Origin of the sequence: Psychrobacter sp. Sarcosine-3u-12 (assembly GCF_002836005.1) — a bacterium.
Classification (GTDB): domain Bacteria; phylum Pseudomonadota; class Gammaproteobacteria; order Pseudomonadales; family Moraxellaceae; genus Psychrobacter; species Psychrobacter okhotskensis.
Genome location: NZ_PJBY01000079.1, coordinates 46,254 through 66,304, shown reverse-complemented (window position 1 = coordinate 66,304; position 20,051 = coordinate 46,254). Strand labels below are relative to the sequence as shown.

At 45.3% G+C, this 20,051-nt stretch carries 17 protein-coding genes and 1 riboswitch; of the genes, 5 read left to right on the top strand and 12 right to left on the bottom strand.

Features of this window, described 5'->3' with window-relative positions:
* Positions 1–78: 78 nt before the first annotated feature.
* Positions 79–579, bottom strand: coding sequence for a hypothetical protein (locus tag CXF65_RS04530; protein ID WP_051395139.1), 501 nt, complete (start codon positions 577–579; stop codon positions 79–81).
* A 324-nt stretch (positions 580–903) separates the two neighbouring features.
* Here CXF65_RS04530 and CXF65_RS04525 point away from each other — a divergent pair, with 324 nt between their 5' ends.
* Positions 904–2,196 (top strand): replication-associated recombination protein A, encoded by a 1,293-nt coding sequence (locus CXF65_RS04525; RefSeq protein ID WP_101211194.1) that lies wholly within the window; start codon positions 904–906, stop codon positions 2,194–2,196.
* A 285-nt stretch (positions 2,197–2,481) separates the two neighbouring features.
* A complete protein-coding gene (gene ribBA / locus CXF65_RS04520; RefSeq protein WP_025652548.1) occupies positions 2,482–3,594 on the top strand; it encodes a bifunctional 3,4-dihydroxy-2-butanone-4-phosphate synthase/GTP cyclohydrolase II in 1,113 nt (370 codons plus the stop codon).
* 94 nt (positions 3,595–3,688) lie between these two features.
* Here the strand turns inward: ribBA and CXF65_RS04515 are convergent, their stop codons facing one another.
* The 6 genes from CXF65_RS04515 to CXF65_RS04490 form a co-directional block, all read right to left on the bottom strand.
* Positions 3,689–4,180 (bottom strand): acyl-CoA thioesterase, encoded by a 492-nt coding sequence (locus CXF65_RS04515; protein ID WP_101211193.1) that lies wholly within the window; start codon positions 4,178–4,180, stop codon positions 3,689–3,691.
* A gap of 70 nt (positions 4,181–4,250) precedes the next feature.
* A complete protein-coding gene (locus CXF65_RS04510) occupies positions 4,251–5,267 on the bottom strand; it encodes a hypothetical protein (protein ID WP_101211192.1) in 1,017 nt (338 codons plus the stop codon).
* A gap of 97 nt (positions 5,268–5,364) precedes the next feature.
* The gene (locus CXF65_RS04505) at positions 5,365–6,351 is read right to left on the bottom strand and encodes a uroporphyrinogen-III synthase (RefSeq protein ID WP_101211191.1); all 987 of its coding nucleotides are present in this window, start codon (positions 6,349–6,351) and stop codon (positions 5,365–5,367) included.
* Positions 6,352–6,496: 145 nt separating this feature from the next.
* Positions 6,497–7,531: a hydroxymethylbilane synthase gene (gene hemC, locus CXF65_RS04500; protein WP_101211190.1), complete on the bottom strand. Its 1,035-nt coding sequence runs from the start codon at positions 7,529–7,531 to the stop codon at positions 6,497–6,499.
* 206 nt (positions 7,532–7,737) lie between these two features.
* The gene (locus CXF65_RS04495) at positions 7,738–8,475 is read right to left on the bottom strand and encodes a LytR/AlgR family response regulator transcription factor (protein ID WP_101211189.1); all 738 of its coding nucleotides are present in this window, start codon (positions 8,473–8,475) and stop codon (positions 7,738–7,740) included.
* A gap of 176 nt (positions 8,476–8,651) precedes the next feature.
* Complete coding sequence (locus tag CXF65_RS04490; protein ID WP_025652555.1) at positions 8,652–9,803, bottom strand: histidine kinase; 1,152 nt, start codon at positions 9,801–9,803, stop codon at positions 8,652–8,654.
* Positions 9,804–9,904: 101 nt separating this feature from the next.
* Between CXF65_RS04490 and argH the strand changes: the two genes are divergently transcribed.
* The gene (argH, locus tag CXF65_RS04485; RefSeq protein WP_101211188.1) at positions 9,905–11,278 is read left to right on the top strand and encodes an argininosuccinate lyase; all 1,374 of its coding nucleotides are present in this window, start codon (positions 9,905–9,907) and stop codon (positions 11,276–11,278) included.
* Positions 11,279–11,467: 189 nt separating this feature from the next.
* Entirely contained in the window at positions 11,468–11,758 is a 291-nt protein-coding gene (locus CXF65_RS04480; RefSeq protein ID WP_025652557.1) for an oxidative damage protection protein, read from the top strand.
* A gap of 104 nt (positions 11,759–11,862) precedes the next feature.
* On the opposite strand, the gene phoU is transcribed toward CXF65_RS04480, so the two are convergent.
* The 5 genes from phoU to pstS all read right to left on the bottom strand — a co-directional run bounded on the left by phoU (position 11,863) and on the right by pstS (position 17,251).
* On the bottom strand, positions 11,863–12,651 hold the full coding sequence (gene phoU, locus CXF65_RS04475) for a phosphate signaling complex protein PhoU (RefSeq protein ID WP_025652558.1): 789 nt from the start codon (positions 12,649–12,651) through the stop codon (positions 11,863–11,865).
* A 273-nt stretch (positions 12,652–12,924) separates the two neighbouring features.
* Complete coding sequence (pstB, locus tag CXF65_RS04470; protein ID WP_101211187.1) at positions 12,925–13,845, bottom strand: phosphate ABC transporter ATP-binding protein PstB; 921 nt, start codon at positions 13,843–13,845, stop codon at positions 12,925–12,927.
* A 68-nt stretch (positions 13,846–13,913) separates the two neighbouring features.
* Positions 13,914–14,822: a phosphate ABC transporter permease PstA gene (pstA, locus tag CXF65_RS04465; protein WP_101211186.1), complete on the bottom strand. Its 909-nt coding sequence runs from the start codon at positions 14,820–14,822 to the stop codon at positions 13,914–13,916.
* A gap of 100 nt (positions 14,823–14,922) precedes the next feature.
* Entirely contained in the window at positions 14,923–15,876 is a 954-nt protein-coding gene (gene pstC / locus CXF65_RS04460) for a phosphate ABC transporter permease subunit PstC (protein WP_010200767.1), read from the bottom strand.
* Positions 15,877–16,084: 208 nt separating this feature from the next.
* Entirely contained in the window at positions 16,085–17,251 is a 1,167-nt protein-coding gene (gene pstS, locus CXF65_RS04455) for a phosphate ABC transporter substrate-binding protein PstS (RefSeq protein WP_101211185.1), read from the bottom strand.
* A gap of 290 nt (positions 17,252–17,541) precedes the next feature.
* Positions 17,542–17,666, top strand: a riboswitch (TPP riboswitch).
* A 248-nt stretch (positions 17,667–17,914) separates the two neighbouring features.
* On the opposite strand from pstS, the gene thiC reads away from it, so the two are divergent.
* A complete protein-coding gene (thiC, locus tag CXF65_RS04450; protein WP_101211184.1) occupies positions 17,915–20,017 on the top strand; it encodes a phosphomethylpyrimidine synthase ThiC in 2,103 nt (700 codons plus the stop codon).
* Positions 20,018–20,051: the final 34 nt, after the last annotated feature.

Sequence of the window (20,051 nt, the reverse complement as noted above, 5' to 3'; positions counted from 1 at the left end):
CATCGCTATTTATAATATTGGGTATTCAGAAAAATAGCTATTTATCACAATATAGAGCTTAACCGCTGAATGAGCTATCTATTTTTTAGTATTGTCCACAGAGTGTCTGGTCAAAAATGGAATACAGGCTTCTAAATCGTGACAGTCTTTCCCAAGCTGCTGACGTACGAAATAATCCTGTACCATGCGCGCCTGTTGCTCGATACCATAGTTAAAAAAGGACTTGCCTGTTTCTAATACATAATCATAGCGGCGATTGATAAGCGCACCGCGTACCACCTTGAGGCCCTGTTGTAGCTGCCAAACATGGGTTAGCTCGTGTATCAGCCAACTTTGCTTACCAATAGAGGCATGGCTAAAATCTGCTATCCAATCTGCAGGATGAAAGTAAATGTTGCCATTGGGACTAACCGCATAGTTTTTTAGTACCCAAAGCGCCGTTTTAAGATGAACATCATCAAGTTTAATATTGCTACCGAACACTGAACGAGCCAGCACAATTTCACCAGCAGTCAGCTTGCGTGATTGTTTTTTGGAAAATTTTGCCCGTAAAAACTGTTTGAAAGTCTGCTGAGACATCATCAATGGATTGCCTTATGCTAGCGAATGGTGCTGAGCCCTTAATAGGGATACAGACATTAAAAACCAAACATTAAAAACCAATTGTCTAGGACATAAGCTGTACACTTAGCCAGTTTTTCTTAACGCCAATCTGCGTTAGCCTAGCAGCTCAACCATAATAGTAATAAAGAGCTGTTTGTATAAAAATGAAGTACTGTCTGTCTAAATTAGCTTATTTTTACTACCAATGTCTAGGGCGTGTCTTCAATTCAATCAATAGTCGTTTTGATGAAATAATCATTATCAGACCCTGTAACAACCGACCCTATAATAGAGAGTCCTATGCCGCCTAACTTTCATGCCGATACCCCACTTGCTCAGCGTATGCGCCCCACGACTCTTGATGCCATCATTGGTCAAGAACATTTATTAGCAGAGGGTGCGCCATTGAGACGCTTGGTGGAGCAAGGACACCTGCCGTCCATTATCTTGCATGGCGAAGCTGGCATTGGTAAAACCACGATTGCGATGCTGTTGGCTGACGCGGTTGGCAGGCCTTTTCATGCACTATCCGCCTTGAATACTGGCGTCAAACAACTGCGTGAAGTGCTAGATACCAAAGATTCTTTAAACTTTGAATCGCCAGTGGTTTTTATCGACGAGATTCATCGTTTTAACAAAGCCCAACAAGATGCGCTACTGGGCGCGGTAGAATCTGGTGATATTACTTTGATTGGCGCGACCACCGAGAACCCCTCTTTTAGTGTCAATAATGCGCTGCTATCTCGTTGCCAAGTTTATCGTCTAGAGCCACTAACGCCTGAACAAATCAGTGCGGTCTTACAACGAGCCATGCAAGAAGACAACATTCTGCAAAATTTGACTATCGACCTGCAAGCACAAAATACCATCAGTCAACTGGCGCATGGTGATGCCAGAAAGGCGCTAAATGTATTAGAGCTAGCCATTCAAACGGCTGACGCTAAGCAGTCGCCAATGATTATTGATGACGAACTGGTTAGCCGAGTGGCGCAAACCGCCTTAGTACGGTATGACAAGGATGGTGAGCAGCATTACGATATTATATCGGCAATGATAAAATCCGTACGCGGCTCCGATCCTGATGCGGCACTTTATTGGATGGCGCGCATGCTCGTTGGCGGTGAGCCTGCCGATTTTATTGCGCGGCGCTTAGTGATTTTGGCCAGTGAAGATATCGGCAATGCCAATCCTAATGCCCTACTCCTCGCCGATGCAGCATTACGTAGTGTACAGTCGATTGGTATGCCAGAAGCACGTATTATCTTAGGACAAGTGGTGGTTTATCTGGCGACCAGTGCCAAAAGCAATAGCACGTATAAAGCCATCAATGCTGCAATGGCGTTGGCAGAAAAGGATGCATCTCCTGTGCCGCTACATCTACGTAATGGCGTGACCAAGCTGATGCGTAATCAAGGCTATGGTCAAGATTACATCTACCCGCACGATTATCCCAACCACTATTATCCGCAGTCATATTTGCCAGACAATTTAATCGGGACAAGCTTTTATGAGTTTGCGGACAATCAGCGTGAACAACACAGCAAGCAGTTTATGGATTGGCTAAAAAGCCAAGCGGCGAGTAATGACCAATAAAGATTATCTGCCTGCATCATTGATATTACTTATCACTATTTTTAAGCTATTAATGGACAGATTGTCAAGATGATGCAGCATGCTGGGGTGAAAAGCGTTAAAATGACCTCATAACGATATACACCAGCCAATTGAGTAGGTCATTTTTATAGCATATTGCGCCAACTAAGGCAGGTTTTACCTTAGCACAGCAGCGCGTGGTGCTATCTACTGCTACAATAGCCGGATAAACATTTATATCCCACATCACACTGATTTATACATAATAAAATATTGAGACTTCCTATGAGTTTAGATACGATTCCTGAGATTATCGAAGACATTCGTGCCGGAAAAATGGTTATTTTGATGGATGATGAAGACCGCGAAAACGAAGGTGATATCATCATGGCAGCGACCCATGTGCGCCCTGAAGATATTAACTTTATGATTACCCATGCTCGTGGTTTGGTTTGTTTGACTTTATCACAAGCACGTTGCCAACAGTTGGCACTACCGCTGATGTCAGATCGCAATGAGGCAAAATTTAGCACCAACTTTACCGTGTCAATTGAAGCAGCTGAAGGTGTCACCACGGGTATCTCTGCGGCCGATCGCGCGCGCACTATTCAAGCAGCGGTCTCATCTGCAGCAAAACCTGAAGACATCGTACAACCTGGGCATATCTTCCCGATCATGGCACAAAACGGCGGCGTATTGCACCGTGCCGGACATACCGAAGCAGGGTGCGACTTAGCACGATTGGCAGGTCTTGAGCCCGCAGCAGTGATTGTAGAGATCATCAATGCTGATGGTACAATGGCACGCCGTGATGATCTCGAGATATTTGCAAAAGAGCACGGCATCAAAATGGGCACCATCGCTGATCTTATCAACTACCGCATTGCCAATGAGCAAACGGTAGAAGAGATTGAGTCGCGTCCCTTTGAGACTGAACACGGCACCTTTACCCTACATCGCTTCCGCGAATTTGGGGCGGATGAAACGCATTTAGCCTTGGTAAAAGGTGATGTGAGCGAAGGCGTTAGTACGGTACGTGTACACGGCTTCCACCCTTTGCGTGATTTATTTGCTGCCAAAAATGATACCACAGGCCGTAGTGGCTGGAGCGTACAGTCGGCGTTAGAAGAAATCAGTGCCTCAGATCGCGGCGTGTTGGTTTGGATTGGCAGTCATCAACCGATTGATTTGGGCGATGCCTTGGATAAAGCCGCTGATAATGAGTCGCTATCTACGATTACCCAACAGCCTTATCGCAGTATCGGGGTTGGTGCACAGATTTTGCGTCATTTAGGCGTGCGTGATATGCGCCTATTGTCCTCACCAATGAAGTTTTATGCCCTTTCAGGCTTTGATCTGAACGTGGTTGATTTTGTGCATGCGCCAAAGCAAGTTTAGGATTTGATTGGCTGGATGATTCAATATTAGTCATACGTAAAAAGGCACGCTACTTTACCGTTAGCGTGCTTTTTTATTTATTAGGGGTTAATTTTTAAAATTTAGGCGTGTGTCCGACTGCTGTTTCTAATGCGAGCAGTCGCTTGCGCTCCTCGGTTGTCCAAGGCAACTTAGTTTTGCCATCACTCTCTAAGCGCACCACGACTGCCTCAGCAGTAGCGACCAGCGCTTGCTGCGAAGCGCTATAATAACTATATTCTATAACAATACTGGTTGTGCCCAAGCGTTGACAGCGTACGCCCAATAATAAAGTGTCAGGATATACGACTGGTCGTAAATACTGACAGCTAGACTGAGCGAGGACTGTCACCATACTGCCATCAAACATCCCTAACGTCTGCAAATACGCAATACGCGCTGACTCAGCATAACGATAATAGACGACATTGTTTAAGTGGTTAAACGCATCCATCTCGCCCCAGTGAATCGGCTGATGATGAATAACCGGATAATGTGCCAATTCCTCAGGGCGGCTAGCGCTTGATACATCAGCGGCACGATTGGCTGTCTTATTTTTCTTATCCATGTTTTAACCTTATCTTTCAATCTTGATATAGACGACTATTTTAAACAAGATTTGCTCATTGACGTTGTCATTAACGTGGCGGTTTTTCTAGAATTTGCGTGGTCAATAGTGGCGTTGGTTTCGGTGCGTTGGCAATAAGTTGATCGAGCCAATTAATCACTTCTGCAATATCGCTTGGCGCTTTCATTGTTTCTAAATTCTTGGCCAAATCGTTTGTATTTTTAGTAGCGCTCGTCATACTTTTTGCTGCTGATTGCGCAGGTTGTTTGCTAGCAGTCATAGAAGATGGTGGTACTAAGGTTTTTAATTGCTTACGAGCTTGCGTCAGATAGCTGATAAGCTGATCCTGTTCACGCATATTGCTGGCTTGGCTCGCTAAATTCAATGTCATGATAACTTCATGAATGGTTAATTGGCGGCGGTTCAAGGTAAGATTATTATTGCCTACTGCTCTACTTTGCTGAGTATTTTTTTGAGTGCTCTCATTGCCATTATTATTGTTAGTGCCATTACTATTGCTGTTCGCTGCCCGCTCATGACTGTGCAAAAAATCTTGAATATTCTGAATCGCTAGATTTTGGATTTGCCATGGGCTTGGTTGTGCACTTTGGGCTTGCAGGCGTTCGATATCTTTGAGCAGGCTTTGCTTAATGACCACCGTCAACGCCGGGGCAATCTCATTGCTGCTTTGTGATAGTTGCCAGTGCAGACCGCGTAGTAAGTCTATCGCTGCACTATCGTTATTGTCAGCCAGTAATCTATTGGCTGCCTGTATTTGGATACGCAGTAAATCTAGCTGGTTTTGAGCTTGGTTACTGGCCGCTACGCTCGGCTCTGGTAAGGTCTGCTGACTCATGGCGAATATGCGATCATCCATCTCATTTAGACGACTGATCACCTGCTCATTGCTTTGTAAGCGCTCATTGACGCTGTGTTGAAAACGTTGATGGCTAATATATAGGCCTAATAACGCCGCGATAAGTAGCAATATCACCAACCATTGCAGACGCAACAATAAGGTGTTTGCTTGGCGGCGCTGCTGGATAGCAGAAGGATCCCTAGATAATGATTCAGAATTCGTTGACATAAGACAGTACCGTTATTGGTAAGGTTAACCATGTTTAAAGCGAGCGAAAAAATGTATCAAGCACTAAGGCATGTCATCAATTAGCACAGTTATATGTTTATAAAGTTTTAGAGTTAATGGCTGCCAGAATAGTTTCTGGTGCCAAATCTTCCACACGCCAATAGCTCAGCTGCTGTTGTGCGACCATGTTTGCCAAACGTTCGCCCAATACGACATAAGCGAAGTCTGATAATTTAAGCGCCGCGTTATCGGTCTTGCTTTGATTTGCAATTGCTTCTAAATTCTTCTCGTCTAAAACCTTAACTACCGCGGCTTCAACAATACTGGCCCAATGCTCAAAGGCCGTGCCACTACTGATCACGACGATTGGCTTTACTCTATCTACAGTGGCATTAGCTTGCAAAGCATTTTGTGCATAAAAATCCTGCAACCATTGCTCATACTGGCTCTGCGCATCCTCTGGCATGATGCGCTCGTACCAAGCAATACTATCGATATGCACACCGCGCGCCTGTAAGGTATCGACTAGCAGACGACGTCCGCCAAGCCCGCGCCATATCAATAGCTTATCGCCTGCTTGTAGACTTTCTATCTCAGGCATCGCTAGCATACCTTCATTATTGGCAATGCTAGGCTGTCGTACTTGATAACTGGCCACGGGTAGCTGGGCATTATTGAGGACAGCAGCAGTCGCATCACCAACCGCAATCAAATGACTTGGCGTTTCTAATGCCATCAATGCGGACTCTACCAGCTCAGTAGTCTTATTTGGTTTTTGACGCTCAACCTCAAGTGCTTGCCACATGGCTAACCCAGAGGCCGCAGCGGTCGGACTAACAATAACCAATGCTTGATAATCACCTGCCAGCCACTGCCGCATCATTTGTCTGTCTTTATCGGTCGTGGCACGCGCTTGTAATGTCAACATCGGCATCTCAATGACCGACAGTCCTGCCGCTTGTAGACACTGGGTCAGTGGCGCTGCACGCTCTATCGGGCGCGTATTGATGACCACTTGTTGCGGCGCTGATAAATTCTCAGTGGACCGATTGGAATCAGTAGACTGCGATGTTGAGTAAGACATAAACCTACCATGATAATCACAATGACAATGACAAAATGCTGATGAAATTAAAGTTAGCGTAATCAAAGGGCGTATAAGCGATTACCACTATATGCCCAAGCCAGTCGCCGTACTTATTTACTGTTTAAGCACTAGCACTGAGGTATTATTCAGGATGATAAATCGCTGATAAGATAGCACCAGCACCATCAGCGAGCAGCAGATCGGCGACATCGATACCGAGCTGATTGGCTTGCGCTTCTTGCTCATCTTGTGTGCCGCTTAATGTTAATCGTTTGTCCGCTTTTAGCAGCTCACTACCATCAGCCTGACCCACACGACCACGTAGCCACAATACATTGCCGTTATCATTGTTGCCATTATTACCATTGTCATCGTTGTTGGCGGCGGTTTCATCAGCCATTTGTAAAACAGCATAAGCCGCAATTGGCACTTGGCAACCACCTTCTAAATGACGGTTTAGCGCGCGCTCAGCGATAAGGCGAATACGGGCTTTGTCGTCATTAAGCGGCGCGAGTAGTTTTAGTACTTCAGCATCACCCTCACGGCATTCAATCGCTAAAGCGCCTTGTCCAACTGCTGGCAAGCAAGCATCGATATCAAGCTCACCGCGGATACGCTCATCCAGCTCAATGCGCTGTAGCCCACTGGTCGCTAGGATAATCGCATCATACTCGCCCGCATCCAGCTTACCCAAACGGGTACCAACGTTGCCGCGCAAGGTTTTGATTTGCAGATCAGGGCGGTAGGCTTTGATTTGACACTGACGACGCAAGCTTGACGTGCCGACTACCGCGCCTTGTGGCAACTCATCAATACTATTATAAGTATTGGAGACAAAGGCATCCGTGGGCGAGGCGCGTTTGCAATAAACACCGAGCGTCAAGCCTTCTGGTAACTGCATGGGTACGTCTTTTAGTGAATGCACGGCGATATCCGCTTGTTTAGCATACAATGCCTGCTCAAGCTCTTTGACAAACAAGCCTTTACCACCGATTTTAGCCAAGGGTGTATCCAAAATTTTGTCACCTTTAGTGACAATTTTTAGCAAATTAATGGTCAAGCTAGGATACATCTCTAACAGGCGATCACGAATATGCTCAGCTTGCCATAACGCCAATGGGCTCTGACGCGTGGCGATATTTAAGGTAGTCAAAGCAGGTTGCTGCGGATTGCTCATAAAGGGCCTCAATAAGTTCGGTACGATAATGCGCTGTCAATGCCAAATGGACGCCAAATGGATGCTAAACCCTCACGCAAATCCACCCTATCAAATAGGTGATAAAAACCATATGTCATGACTGCTGACGCAAAAAAATACCCCTATTTAAGCATAAATAAGGGTTTGATGATATGGGCTGATTATTTCGCTATCGCAACGGTCTGTTACATACTTTGGATTTTGTCACGTAACGCTGGTAGGTGACGGCGGCTAACCGCTAGCGTCTCATCAATCCCTTTAAAGCGTATCTGATACTGTCCAGCATCTAGGGTCTCTAAAAAGTCCAAAAAGCTGAGGTTGATGATAGCGTTCCGGTGTACCCGAAAGAGGCGGTCTTCAAACTCTTGCTCAAGCTCTTTTAGGGTCTCGTCAATCAATACAATACCGTCTTTATGACGAACTTTGACGTACTTTTGATCCGCGGTAAAATAATAAATATCTTTGAGCTTAATCAACTCGACACCGCGATGGGTACGCGCCGCGATATGTTCTCGCACGGGACGTGCCGTTGGGTCTTCGAGCTTACGAATCTCATTTAGCTGGGCCGCATTTAGATTTTTAGCCTTATTAAGCGCTTCTAACAATTCATCTTTGTTAGCCGGTTTTAATAAGTAACCAATCGCATTGGCTTTCAACGCCGCAATCGCGTAATGATCGTAAGCGGTGACAAAAATAATCGCTGGTGGATGCTCCAGCTTGGACAGCTCTTGCGCACAGCGTACACCGTCCATTTCAGGCATGCGAATGTCTAGTAAAATGATGTCTGGCTGTTGAGTTTTTACCGCAACAATGGCCTCTGCGCCTGTCGTTGCTTGCGCAACCACTTGATGACCTGACTCCTGCACAATTCTAACCAAACGCTCACGTGCCAATGGCTCATCATCACAAACTACAATCCGCATGGAAACTCCTCTCTTACGGCATACTTAGTAGATTTTTTAATAGTATCAATAACATAATAGCATTTATTCCTAAACTTTTATCGCCATCATCTAAAACCAACGACGATAGTAGTATAATAAATTCTGCAATAAATATGCCACGGTCAGTTACCGATAGGAATAAAACCAGAAAAGTATTATAAACTGACGTCTTGCAGAGGATAGTCAATAACAGTGACAATTTGTTTACTGGTCACCGTACTTTGAATGTCCGCGCTTTCGCCAAAATAAGCCCGTAAGCGCTCAGCTTGAATATAAAAATTCATATGCTGGCGCAAATCGTAATTAATCATCAAGGTTTTTTGGGGCAGCTGCACATGGATTGTGATGGTCACGCGGTGCTGTTGCCACGTTACCTCGATATCCATATAAATAGTCTCTGTCGTCATCTCAACCACATTCAGCAGCATTTTTTCAATCACACTCTGTAGCGTCAACGCGGTGATGACCATATCATACATCACATCCTCATCGGGAAGCTGCCAACTCATGATCAGCTTATCTGCTAAGCGGATAGACTCAATGGCAAGATAATGCTCACAAAGGGCGATTTCTTCTTCAAAGCTAATCTCGCGTGCGCCTTCAAAACTGGCACGAAATAATGCTGACACGTGCTGTAATAAGTCGGCGGCTCGTGATGGGTTAGACTCGATAAGGGACACCAAAGTATTAATGGTATTAAAGAAAAAATGCGGGGCAAGGCGCGCTTTAATCACATCGTTTTGCGCTGTCAATTTATATTCAAACGATTGCTTGAGCGCGTTGACTTCACGATAGCGGCGTAAAAAATACAGCAAGAATACCAAGGTAAAGCCACCACCAATGATGGTATCGAACAGGACCTCTATAATAAAAGTTTGCAGATTGTATTCAATCCAGCCCACATTGAGCATGATCAGCATGACTAATGTCATGGTTATGCCAGAGGCGACCATAAGTAGCATCAGTACATAAATACTGGCTTTAACGATGCTCATGCGTGTAAAGACAGGGCGTAAATAATCAATTAAGTACAATGAAGGGATGATGCTCACTGTGTTTTGCACAAATCGGCTCATAAACTTAATCATAAATTCTGACCAAGTTGCCAAGTCATGACGGTCAATCACCGTCACAAACAGTGACCAAAAAAAGATATACAGCAGCCACTGCCAAGGTCTCATGACATCCATGAGCTTGGGAATAAAAAACTCTAAGCGCGCAGCTAGTAAGGCAACCTCATCATTTGCTATACTTGAGCTCTTATTCTCTTGACTTGTCTTAGACCGATATGAACGCCAATTCTTCAAATCCTAGTAATCCCGATTCAAATAAAAATTCATCTGCCACTGATTTTAGCACAGATGCCCCTATAACAAACGCAGCGCCACAAAACAGCCAAGGCCAAAAGATGTGGGGCGGGCGCTTTAGTGAAGCGACTGATAGCTTCGTTGCCGCCTTCACCGCTTCGGTTGGTTTTGACCAACGTTTTGCCCGTCATGATATTCAAGGCTCGATTGCGCATGCCACCATGCTTAAAGAGTGCGATATCTTGAGCGCCGAGGACGTTGCGACTATTATTGACGGTCTACAACAAGTACTACGTGAGATTGAAGCCGGTGAGTTTAACTGGTCGATTGCGCTTGAAGACGTGCATATGAACGTTGAATCACGCCTGACAGATATCGTCGGTGCGGTAGGCAAAAAGCTACATACAGGTCGTAGCCGTAACGATCAGGTTGCCACCGATATCCGCCTGTGGCTACGTGAAGAGACCGACAATATCATCGCTCTATTGGTACGTTTACAAAGCGGCTTGCTAGATTTGGCTGAGCAGCATACTGATACTATCATGCCAGGCTTTACCCATTTGCAAACCGCGCAGCCCGTCAGCTTTGGTCATCACGTAATGGCATGGTTTGAGATGTTATACCGCGATACCGAACGCCTCGTTGACGCGCGTCGCCGTATCAATCAAATGCCGCTCGGTAGCGCCGCCCTTGCGGGTACGACCTTCCCCATCGACCGTACGATTACGGCCAAACTGCTAGGTTTTGAAGGTATTTGTCAAAACTCACTCGATGCGGTTTCGGACCGAGATTTTGCCATTGAGTTTACCTCAGCAGCTTCTATTCTAATGATGCACATGTCACGCATGAGCGAAGAGATTATTCTTTGGATGTCAGCACAGTTTAACTTTGTGCAGATTCCAGATCGCTTTTGTACCGGCTCCTCTATCATGCCGCAAAAGAAAAATCCTGATGTGCCAGAGTTGGTTCGCGGTAAAGCCGCCCGTGTCTTTGGCCAACTAATGACATTATTAAGTCTAATGAAAAGCCAGCCGCTTGCCTATAATAAAGACAACCAAGAAGACAAAGAGCCACTCTTTGATTGCGTCGATACCTTAACGGGTTCGCTATTAGCGTTCGCTGATATGCTACCAAATATCACGCCAAATAAAGAAAACATGCGCGCCGCTACGATGAAAGGCTATGCGACAGCGACTGATTTGGCTGATTATTTGGTGCGTAACGGTGTGGCCTTCCGTGATGCTCATGAAGTGGTTGGTCATGCCGTCGCTTTAGGTATTAAAGAAGGGGTCGATTTGAGCGATTTATCATTGGCACAGCTACAGCAATTTAGCGATGCCATCGGTGACGATGTCTTTGAGTATCTAACGCTAGAAGGCTCATTGGCCGCTCGCGATCATTTAGGTGGTACTGCACCCAATCAGGTCAAGCAAGCCGTCGTTAATGGTCGCGCGCGTTTAAAAGTGTTTGCATAAAACATTTGATAAAAATATAAGCCTACTAGTAAAAACACCCGCTCTCTAGGCGGGTTTTTTATTAGGTTAAAAAAAATGAATGGTTACCTTCTCTACACCTGATAGGCTTGGTTAAATCTACCAAGACCGTTATCATAGGGGGATACCAATATTTGATTCAATCATTTGATAATTAATAAGGAGTCCATTATGGCTGAGAGTTTTAATCCCCAAGCCAATACGGTATTTTGCCGCAAATATCAGCAAGAATTACCAAAGATGCCACATCCCCCTTTTCCTAATAAAAAAGGTCAAGAGCTGCAAGAAACGGTCTCTGACAAAGCTTGGAAAGAGTGGCTTGAGCATCAAACCATGCTCATTAACGAAAACCACCTAAGCATGATGGATCCTAAAGCCAAGCAGTTTTTGACCGAGCAACGTGATAAATTTTTAGACAATGAAGATTATGAGCGCGCGCAAGGTTGGACGCCAGAAAGCTAATTTTTTGATTTTCTGCTATAAAAAACGTGCTATATAAATAATATGGCGCGTTTTTTATTGAGATTTTATTGATAGACTAAATGCCTGATAAGCTGAATAGCTGTTTAATCCTTATGCTTGTCTACTGACTCAGCATCAGTATCAGCAACTTGCGTGGCACTAGCTTGACGAGCCGCCATGCGATCATTGGCTTCTTGCACCGCTTTTTCGACCTCGGCATAATCTGAATGCCGCACATCCTGCCCGCTAATATAATTGATAACCAGCTCTGCCACGTTTTGCGCATGATCACCGATACGCTCAAGCGCGCGCAGTACCCACATGATATTCATGACTTTTGAGACGTAGCGCGAGTCTTCCATAATGTAGGTCATCAAGGCGCGAATGGCCGACTGATACTCATCATTGACCACTTTGTCGTTACGCATGACTTCAAAGGCTTGCTCAGCATTCGACTGACTAAAAGCTTCTAGCGCATTGTGTACCATTAACCGAACTTGGTTGCTCAGATGCTGCACTTCCGCATAGCCGTATTCAGTCTTACCTTGCGCGATAATTTTGATTGCCATCTGGGCAATTTTTACTGCTTCATCACCGATACGCTCTAAATCGACCACACCCTTGCTAATAGCCATGACCAAACGCAAATCACTAGCAGCGGGCTGACGCTTGGCGACCAATAATAAAATATGTTCGTCCAAATCGACTTCCATGCGATTGATGTCAAAATCCATATCAATTACTTCTTGTGCCAGCGTCTGGTTTTTATCGGTCAACGCATGGATGGCCTTGGCAACTTGATTGGCCGCGCTGTCACCCATATGCAGAAACAGTCGAATCGCTTCATCAAGATCTTGGTCAAAACTTTTGGAGATATGCTTGTCATTTTGCATAGAACGTATTCCCTGAAATCTAGGTTTTGATGACACCGTATGCCTATTAAATCGCACATGATTTGAGTGCTCAAACCCGAGCTGCCGATATACTTCGGTCAATGCTAAAAACTTCGAATGATTGCTCACAATAAGTACTCATCCTGTTTGCTTGTTATCAGCGTCTTGTTATCAGCGTCTTATTATTAGTGCAGCTTATCTATAGTCAAAATATCCTAAAAACGCGACAATATTGCTGACTCTAAACGTCGCCCACCTTAATCATCAATGCGCTTAGCCATAACGACCGGTAATATAATCTTCTGTGGCTTTTTGCGCCGGTTTGGTAAATATCTGATCCGTCTCGCCCATCTCAATCATATCGCCCAAATACATATAGACCGTATAGTCCGATACCCTTGCCGCTTGCTGCATGTTATGCGTGACGATAGCGATGGTGTAGTCGTTTTTTAAATCTTCAATCAGGTCTTCGATTGCACCCGTTGAGATAGGATCCAATGCAGAGGTTGGCTCATCAAGCAACAGCACTTCAGGCTTGGTAGCAACACTACGGGCGATACACAGTCGTTGCTGCTGTCCGCCTGATAAAGACAAGCCTGACGCTTTTAGCTTGTCTTTTACTTCTGGCCACAATGCCGATTTTTTTAGCGCCCATTCCACGCGATTATCCAGCTCAGCTTTGCTTAACTTTTCATAAAGTCGCACACCAAAGGCGACGTTATCGTATATCGACATTGGGAATGGCGTTGGCTTTTGAAAGACCATACCGACCTGCGCGCGTAGCAGGTTAACATCGACGTCTTTACCTAAGATATTTTTGCCATCAAGGTTGATACTGCCTTCTGCGTGCATGCCCGGATACAAATCATACATACGGTTAAAAGTACGCAGCAGCGTTGATTTACCACACCCTGAAGGCCCAATAAACGCCGTCACCTTTTTATCCGGAATATCGATGTCGATGTTTTTAAGGGCTTTAAAATCCCCATAATAAAAACTTAAATCTCGAACTTCTAGCTTTGCTGGCGGCATATTCTGCGGAATATCATGCAGGGTTTGCTTATTAAAGCTTGCGGCATCTGGCTGAGCCATTTGTGCACTGGTCGATAAAGGGTTGGTTAATAGATTGTCTTCAGTGATATGAGACTTTTTAACCGCCGTTTTTTTAGGCGCTTTATTGATGACATCATTCATAATAGTATCCAACCTGACTTGATATAAATTTAAGTAAAAACCGACGAGGCCTGATTTTTTGGTAGCTGTTATTTACTGTGACCCCGATTGCCAATAAACCGTGCCAAAACATTCAATATCAATACCGACAAGGTAATCAGTAAGGCCGCCGACCATGCCAAGGTATGCCAGTTGTCATAGGGACTCATCGCAAACTGATAAATGGTGTTGGGCAAGTTAGCAATAGGTTTACCCATATCGGTACTGAAGTATTGATTATTCAACGCAGTGAATAATAACGGTGCAGTCTCACCGGTAATTCTGGCAAAGGCTAACAATACGCCTGTGGTCAATCCCGCTTTGGCCGCTTTAATCGTAACTTTGGTCACCAGTTGCCACTTTGGTGTACCCAATGCATAGGCCGCTTCACGAATACTATTAGGCACTAAGTTAAGCATGTTTTCTGTGGTGCGTACGACCACAGGGATGACGATTAATGCCAACGCCAACGCGCCTGCCCAACCAGAAAAATTATTGCCTTTGACCATCAGCGCATAAATAAAGAGACCAATCACAATCGAGGGTGCTGATAGCAAAATATCATTTAAAAATCGGGTGACTTTGCCCAGCATACTGCCTTGAGAAAATTCTGATAAATAAATACCGGTCATCAGGCCAATGGGCGCACCGATAAACAGTCCTGAAAATGCCAACATGATTGAGCCGACAATGGCATTGCGTAGACCACCTGCGCTCATCGGTGGTGGGGTATCAGCCGTAAATACTGGCAACTGTACCAATCCTTGAAAACCTTCAACGAACAGGGTCAGTAAAATCCATAATAGCCAAAATAAGCCAAACGCCATCGCCGACAACGCAAAGCCTAGACCAAGCTTATTCAGACGACGACGCTTGTTATAAAGGCTTTTGTTATAACGTACCTCAAAGCTTGTCTTTACCGGTAATGCGCTAGTAGCATTGATAGCAGGGTTAGGCATAACATTCGTTTCCCATATCTTTTTAGATAGCCTTTTTAGACAGCTCTTTCGATACTATCCATCTCTGTCACTCTGAGCCGAACTAAGAACTGACACCGGCTTAGCGATTGCCTGCTTTATGATCCATGCGCATGAGCATAAGCTTCGCTATGGACAACACTATAAAAGTAATCACAAATAATATTAAGCCCAGATGCAGCAACGATGCCAGATGTAGCTCACTAGAGGCTTCGGCAAACTCATTGGCCAGCGCTGAGGTAATCGTAACCCCAGAGGTAAACAGGCTTGGACTGATATTAAAGGCATTACCAATCAAGAAAGTCACTGCCATGGTCTCGCCCAATGCGCGACCCAGTCCTAAAATAACACCACCAACCACACCAGCTTTGGTATACGGCAAAATAATCTTGAACATGACTTCCCAAGTCGTCGCGCCCATCCCATAGGCTGATTCTTTTAATAAGTCTGGCACGACGGAAAAAACATCGCGCATGGTGGCAGCGATAAAGGGAATAATCATGATGGCAAGCACCAAGGACGCTGTGAACATACCCAGTCCCATCGGTGCGCCTTCAAACAGTTTACCGATAATCGGTAAAGGGCCGACGTGTTCAATAAACCATGGTTGGATGTGATCGCCAAAAAACGGCGCGAAGACGAACAAGCCCCACATACCATAAATGATAGAGGGGATACCAGCCAATAACTCAATGGCGATACCAAGTGGTTTTTTTAGAAAAGCAGGACACATTTCGGTCAAAAATATGGCAATGCCAAAGCTCACTGGCACGGCTATCAGAATGGCGATAAATGAGGTCACTAAGGTGCCATAGATGGGTGCAAGTGCACCATATTCATTGGCGACCGTATCCCAGTTATTGCTGGTATAAAAACCTAGACCAAACTCTTGAATACTTGGCCAAGCCCCGACAATTAACGACACTAAAATACCACCTAGAGACATCAATACCAGTATGGCAAATGCTTTGGTGGAGTTAACGAATAAAGCATCGTAACGTTTTTGTTTAGCCAGTTGGGACCTTAAGTCTGTCATAAGTGTCTCAGCATTCAATAGGATAAGATTAAAAAATGAGTGTGTTTATCAGGTTTTATCACAACAAACTCAGCAGATATAAGTATCAGAAGCTATAAATATCATTGGCTTTGCGATTAAATTCGCTGTGATAAAACCTTTCAAACAACTACCGGAGAATAGTTGTTTGAAAGGGTAATTCGATCGTTATTAAATAATGACTATCGAATTACTGAGCAGGTTTATAGACAGGCTGTCCATCGCTACCTTTCACTTCGTTCCACTTCTCTTTGAACAAGGCCACTGCCGTGTCAGAGAATGGTACGTAGTCTAGTTCCATGGCGCTGTCATCACCTTGGGTATAAGCCCAGTCAAAGAAGTTCAACACACCAGCGACTTGCTGAGGATTTTCTGGTTGCTTATGTACCAAGATAAAGGTCGCAGCAGCGATAGGCCATGCTTGGTCAGTTTCAGAGTTGGTGATGACTTTATAAAAGCCTTCTTGCTGTGACCAATCGATATCACCTGCCGCAGCAAACGTCTCAGCAGATGGCTGTACGATGTTACCAGCTGCGTTTTTCAGCGCAGTATGTGACATCTTATTCTGCTTAGCGTAAGCATACTCAACATAGCCGATAGAGTTTTTCATACGGTTGACGTAGCTTGAGACGCCTTCGTTACCTTTACCGCCTGCACCAGTAGCAGAGGTCGGCCACTTGACGGTTTTATCAACGCCAACGGTGTCTTTCCAGTCTGGTGAAACCTTGGCAAGATAGTCAGTAAAGTTAAACGTCGTACCTGAACCGTCTGAGCGGAATACTGTTGTGATTGCGGCATCTGGCAAGGTCAAATCTGGGTTCATCGCCTTAATCGCAGGGTCATTCCAGTTGCTAATCTTACCCAAATAGATATCAGCCAACGTTGTGCCGTCTAGCTTCAGTGCACCAGGCTCAACACCGTCGATGTTGACAATTGGTACAACACCACCGATGACTGTTGGGAACTGAATCAAACCTGCTTCGTCTAACTCTTCAGGCGTCATCGGTGCATCAGAAGCACCAAAGTCTACTGTTTTTGACTGGATTTGTTTGATACCACCAGATGAGCCAATCGACTGATAGTTGACTTGGCCGCCGGTCGCAGCATTGTAGTCATATGACCATTTCGCATAGATAGGCTGCGGGAACGACGCACCTGCACCTGTAATATTCATAGCAATATTTTCAGCAGATTTAAAATCTGACGTAGCAGAAGATGCTGTCTGAGAGGTTGTTTCAGCTGTTGTCACAGCGCTACTGCTAGTATCAGCAGTTGGCTCCGCCGTATCTGTTGACTTATTACACGCCGTAAGCATTAATGTACAACTGACGGCCACTGCTAATAACGAATAACGCATGTAGGACTCCTGAAGTTTAACAACGGTATAAAAAAGCATTGCTTGTGATATGCGTGTTATCTTGCCAAATCTTTATGACAGTTTGATGACAACCTTTTTAATATTTCAGTCGTGTTAAAAAAGTCTCATTTGAGGACCTGACAGTCAATTAATTTGAGTCACGTTGTTGGGCGATATTAGCCAGCTGCGTTTATAAAGCCATAAAATATAGAGTTGAAACGAGATACGTATAGCCAAATATCATTAGCCGCGCGCGCAGAATTTTGCTAGTATGAAGGGGATTTACAACACTGACAGACTCGGGGTGCGGTGTATTACGAGCTTATTTCATAAGCCTTTTGATACATTCGCTGAGAGATCACCCGCCGAACCTGATGCGGTTAGTACCGACGCAGGGAAGTCTTAAGCCTATGTTATATAAGTACAAAGGGCGCGCAGAAATGCCTTTTTATTATCGCCACTATCTACTAGCATTGTTATGCGGATATAGCGCTTTAATAATCAGTCGCGTCCATCAATCAGCTAAAGATCACTGACTACGTTTAGGTTTGATAGCGCTAGCAGGTTTGTTTTACGATTGAATTTGTCCGTATCATATAGGCCAATCCCCGCAGCTACTGGCGGTGTTGCTTTTATTCAAAAACCAACACGCTAGGACAGCATATGACTACTTTAGATTTACAAACAGCCCAAACCCACATCCCAGCTACTGACGCCCCTCTTACTGCCAATGCTAGTCAAACAACTGACAGTAAAGCGGATAAAAAAGCCGATGCCCTCAAAACCCCTGCTCACCGTACCGCCAATGATGCCCGCTTTGAAGAAGACGCGCGCGACCTACACCGTGTCCTTCCCGCTTCTAGAAAAGTCTATATCGAGGGCTCACGTCCTGACATTCAAGTACCGATGCGCGAAATCACCCTTGACCCTACTCCGATACAAGGCGTGCCTGAAACCGATTGGGAACAAAACCCACCTTTTTATGTTTATGACACTTCTGGCGTTTACACCGATCCTAATGTCGAGATCGATTTAACGAAAGGCTTACCAAAGCTACGCGAAGGCTGGATTGCTGAGCGCGGTGATACCGAACAATTGGACGGATTGTCGAGCTCTTACGGACTGGCGCGCGCCCGCAATATCAGTACCGCCAATCTTAGATTCGCCCATATCGACAAACCACGCCGTGCATTAGCAGGAAAGAACGTCACGCAAATGTACTATGCCCGTCGCGGCATTATTACGCCTGAAATGGAATACATCGCCATTCGTGAAACGCAAAAGCAGCACGAACTGACCGATATGCGCCAACATGATGGCGAGAACTTTGGTGCCAACACGCCAACTATTATTACCCCTGAATTTGTGCGCAGCGAAGTAGCCGCTGGCCGCGCCATTATCCCCAACAACATCAATCACCCTGAGTCCGAGCCAATGATTATCGGCCGTAACTTCTTGGTGAAAATTAATGCCAATATCGGCAACTCAGCGCTCGGCTCATCTATCGACGAAGAAGTGTCAAAAATGACGTGGGCGACGCGCTGGGGTGCAGACAACATAATGGATTTATCTACGGGCAATCATATTCACGAAACCCGCGAATGGCTGATTCGTAACTCGCCCGTGCCGATTGGTACCGTCCCTATTTATCAAGCACTCGAAAAAGTCGATGGCGTGGCAGAAGATTTAACGTGGGAAATCTTTCGTGATACCTTGATTGAGCAAGCCGAACAAGGTGTCGATTACTTTACAATTCACGCCGGTGTACTGCTGCGGTATGTGCCGCTAACTGCTGGACGCTTAACGGGCATCGTCTCGCGTGGCGGATCTATCATGGCGCAGTGGTGCATGTTTCATAATAAAGAGAGCTTTTTATATACTCATTTTGAAGATATATGTGAAATCATGAAGCAGTACGATGTGGCGTTTAGTCTAGGCGATGGCTTGCGCCCCGGTTGTTTGCAAGATGCCAATGACGAGGCGCAGTTTGGTGAGCTGCGTACCCTTGGCGAGTTGACCCAAGTGGCGTGGAAGCATGACGTACAGGTCATGATTGAAGGTCCTGGTCACGTAGCAATGAACCGTATTAAAGAAAATATGGACTTGCAATTAGAAGTCTGTGCCGACGCACCTTTTTATACCTTAGGGCCATTAACCACCGATATCGCACCCGGTTACGACCATATTACCAGTGCGATTGGTGCTGCTATGATTGGCTGGTTTGGCACGGCGATGCTTTGCTATGTCACGCCGAAAGAACATTTGGGTCTACCCAATAAAAAAGATGTCAAAGACGGTATTATCACTTATAAAATCGCGGCGCACGCGGCTGACCTTGCCAAAGGCCATCCGGGTGCACAATCTCGTGATAATGCCTTGTCCAAAGCCCGTTTTGAGTTCCGCTGGGATGATCAGTTTAATCTGGCGCTCGACCCTGATACCGCCCGTGAATATCACGACGAAACGCTGCCGAAAGACGCGCACAAATCTGCCCACTTCTGCTCAATGTGTGGACCGAAATTCTGCTCAATGAAAATCACTCAGAACGTGCGAGATTATGCCGCTGGACTAGATAAGGCTGCCGCAAATAAAAAAGTAACCCCACAAACCGGCGACCTAACTGGGGCTGGTCATCTGATCAAAGAGGTAGATACTGAGCTGGTCGGGCAAGTTGGTGAAGCCAGTGCCGAGGAAGTGAGCCAAGGTATGGCAGAGATGACCGACAAATATAATAGTGAAGGACGCCAATTATATAAAGAAGTTTGATTGTTTAATATTTAATGCTTAAGCTTAAATCTAG

What these genes read in the sequence shown, in the direction of transcription:
- CXF65_RS04530 (WP_051395139.1), bottom strand. Translation starts at nt 579, where the DNA reads ATGTCTCAGCAGACTTTCAAACAGTTTTTACGGGCAAAATTTTCCAAA.
- CXF65_RS04525 (WP_101211194.1), top strand. Translation starts at nt 904, where the DNA reads ATGCCGCCTAACTTTCATGCCGATACCCCACTTGCTCAGCGTATGCGC.
- ribBA (WP_025652548.1), top strand. Translation starts at nt 2,482, where the DNA reads ATGAGTTTAGATACGATTCCTGAGATTATCGAAGACATTCGTGCCGGA.
- CXF65_RS04515 (WP_101211193.1), bottom strand. Translation starts at nt 4,180, where the DNA reads ATGGATAAGAAAAATAAGACAGCCAATCGTGCCGCTGATGTATCAAGC.
- CXF65_RS04510 (WP_101211192.1), bottom strand. Translation starts at nt 5,267, where the DNA reads ATGTCAACGAATTCTGAATCATTATCTAGGGATCCTTCTGCTATCCAG.
- CXF65_RS04505 (WP_101211191.1), bottom strand. Translation starts at nt 6,351, where the DNA reads ATGTCTTACTCAACATCGCAGTCTACTGATTCCAATCGGTCCACTGAG.
- hemC (WP_101211190.1), bottom strand. Translation starts at nt 7,531, where the DNA reads ATGAGCAATCCGCAGCAACCTGCTTTGACTACCTTAAATATCGCCACG.
- CXF65_RS04495 (WP_101211189.1), bottom strand. Translation starts at nt 8,475, where the DNA reads ATGCGGATTGTAGTTTGTGATGATGAGCCATTGGCACGTGAGCGTTTG.
- argH (WP_101211188.1), top strand. Translation starts at nt 9,905, where the DNA reads ATGTGGGGCGGGCGCTTTAGTGAAGCGACTGATAGCTTCGTTGCCGCC.
- CXF65_RS04480 (WP_025652557.1), top strand. Translation starts at nt 11,468, where the DNA reads ATGGCTGAGAGTTTTAATCCCCAAGCCAATACGGTATTTTGCCGCAAA.
- phoU (WP_025652558.1), bottom strand. Translation starts at nt 12,651, where the DNA reads ATGCAAAATGACAAGCATATCTCCAAAAGTTTTGACCAAGATCTTGAT.
- pstB (WP_101211187.1), bottom strand. Translation starts at nt 13,845, where the DNA reads ATGAATGATGTCATCAATAAAGCGCCTAAAAAAACGGCGGTTAAAAAG.
- pstA (WP_101211186.1), bottom strand. Translation starts at nt 14,822, where the DNA reads ATGCCTAACCCTGCTATCAATGCTACTAGCGCATTACCGGTAAAGACA.
- pstC (WP_010200767.1), bottom strand. Translation starts at nt 15,876, where the DNA reads ATGACAGACTTAAGGTCCCAACTGGCTAAACAAAAACGTTACGATGCT.
- pstS (WP_101211185.1), bottom strand. Translation starts at nt 17,251, where the DNA reads ATGCGTTATTCGTTATTAGCAGTGGCCGTCAGTTGTACATTAATGCTT.
- thiC (WP_101211184.1), top strand. Translation starts at nt 17,915, where the DNA reads ATGACTACTTTAGATTTACAAACAGCCCAAACCCACATCCCAGCTACT.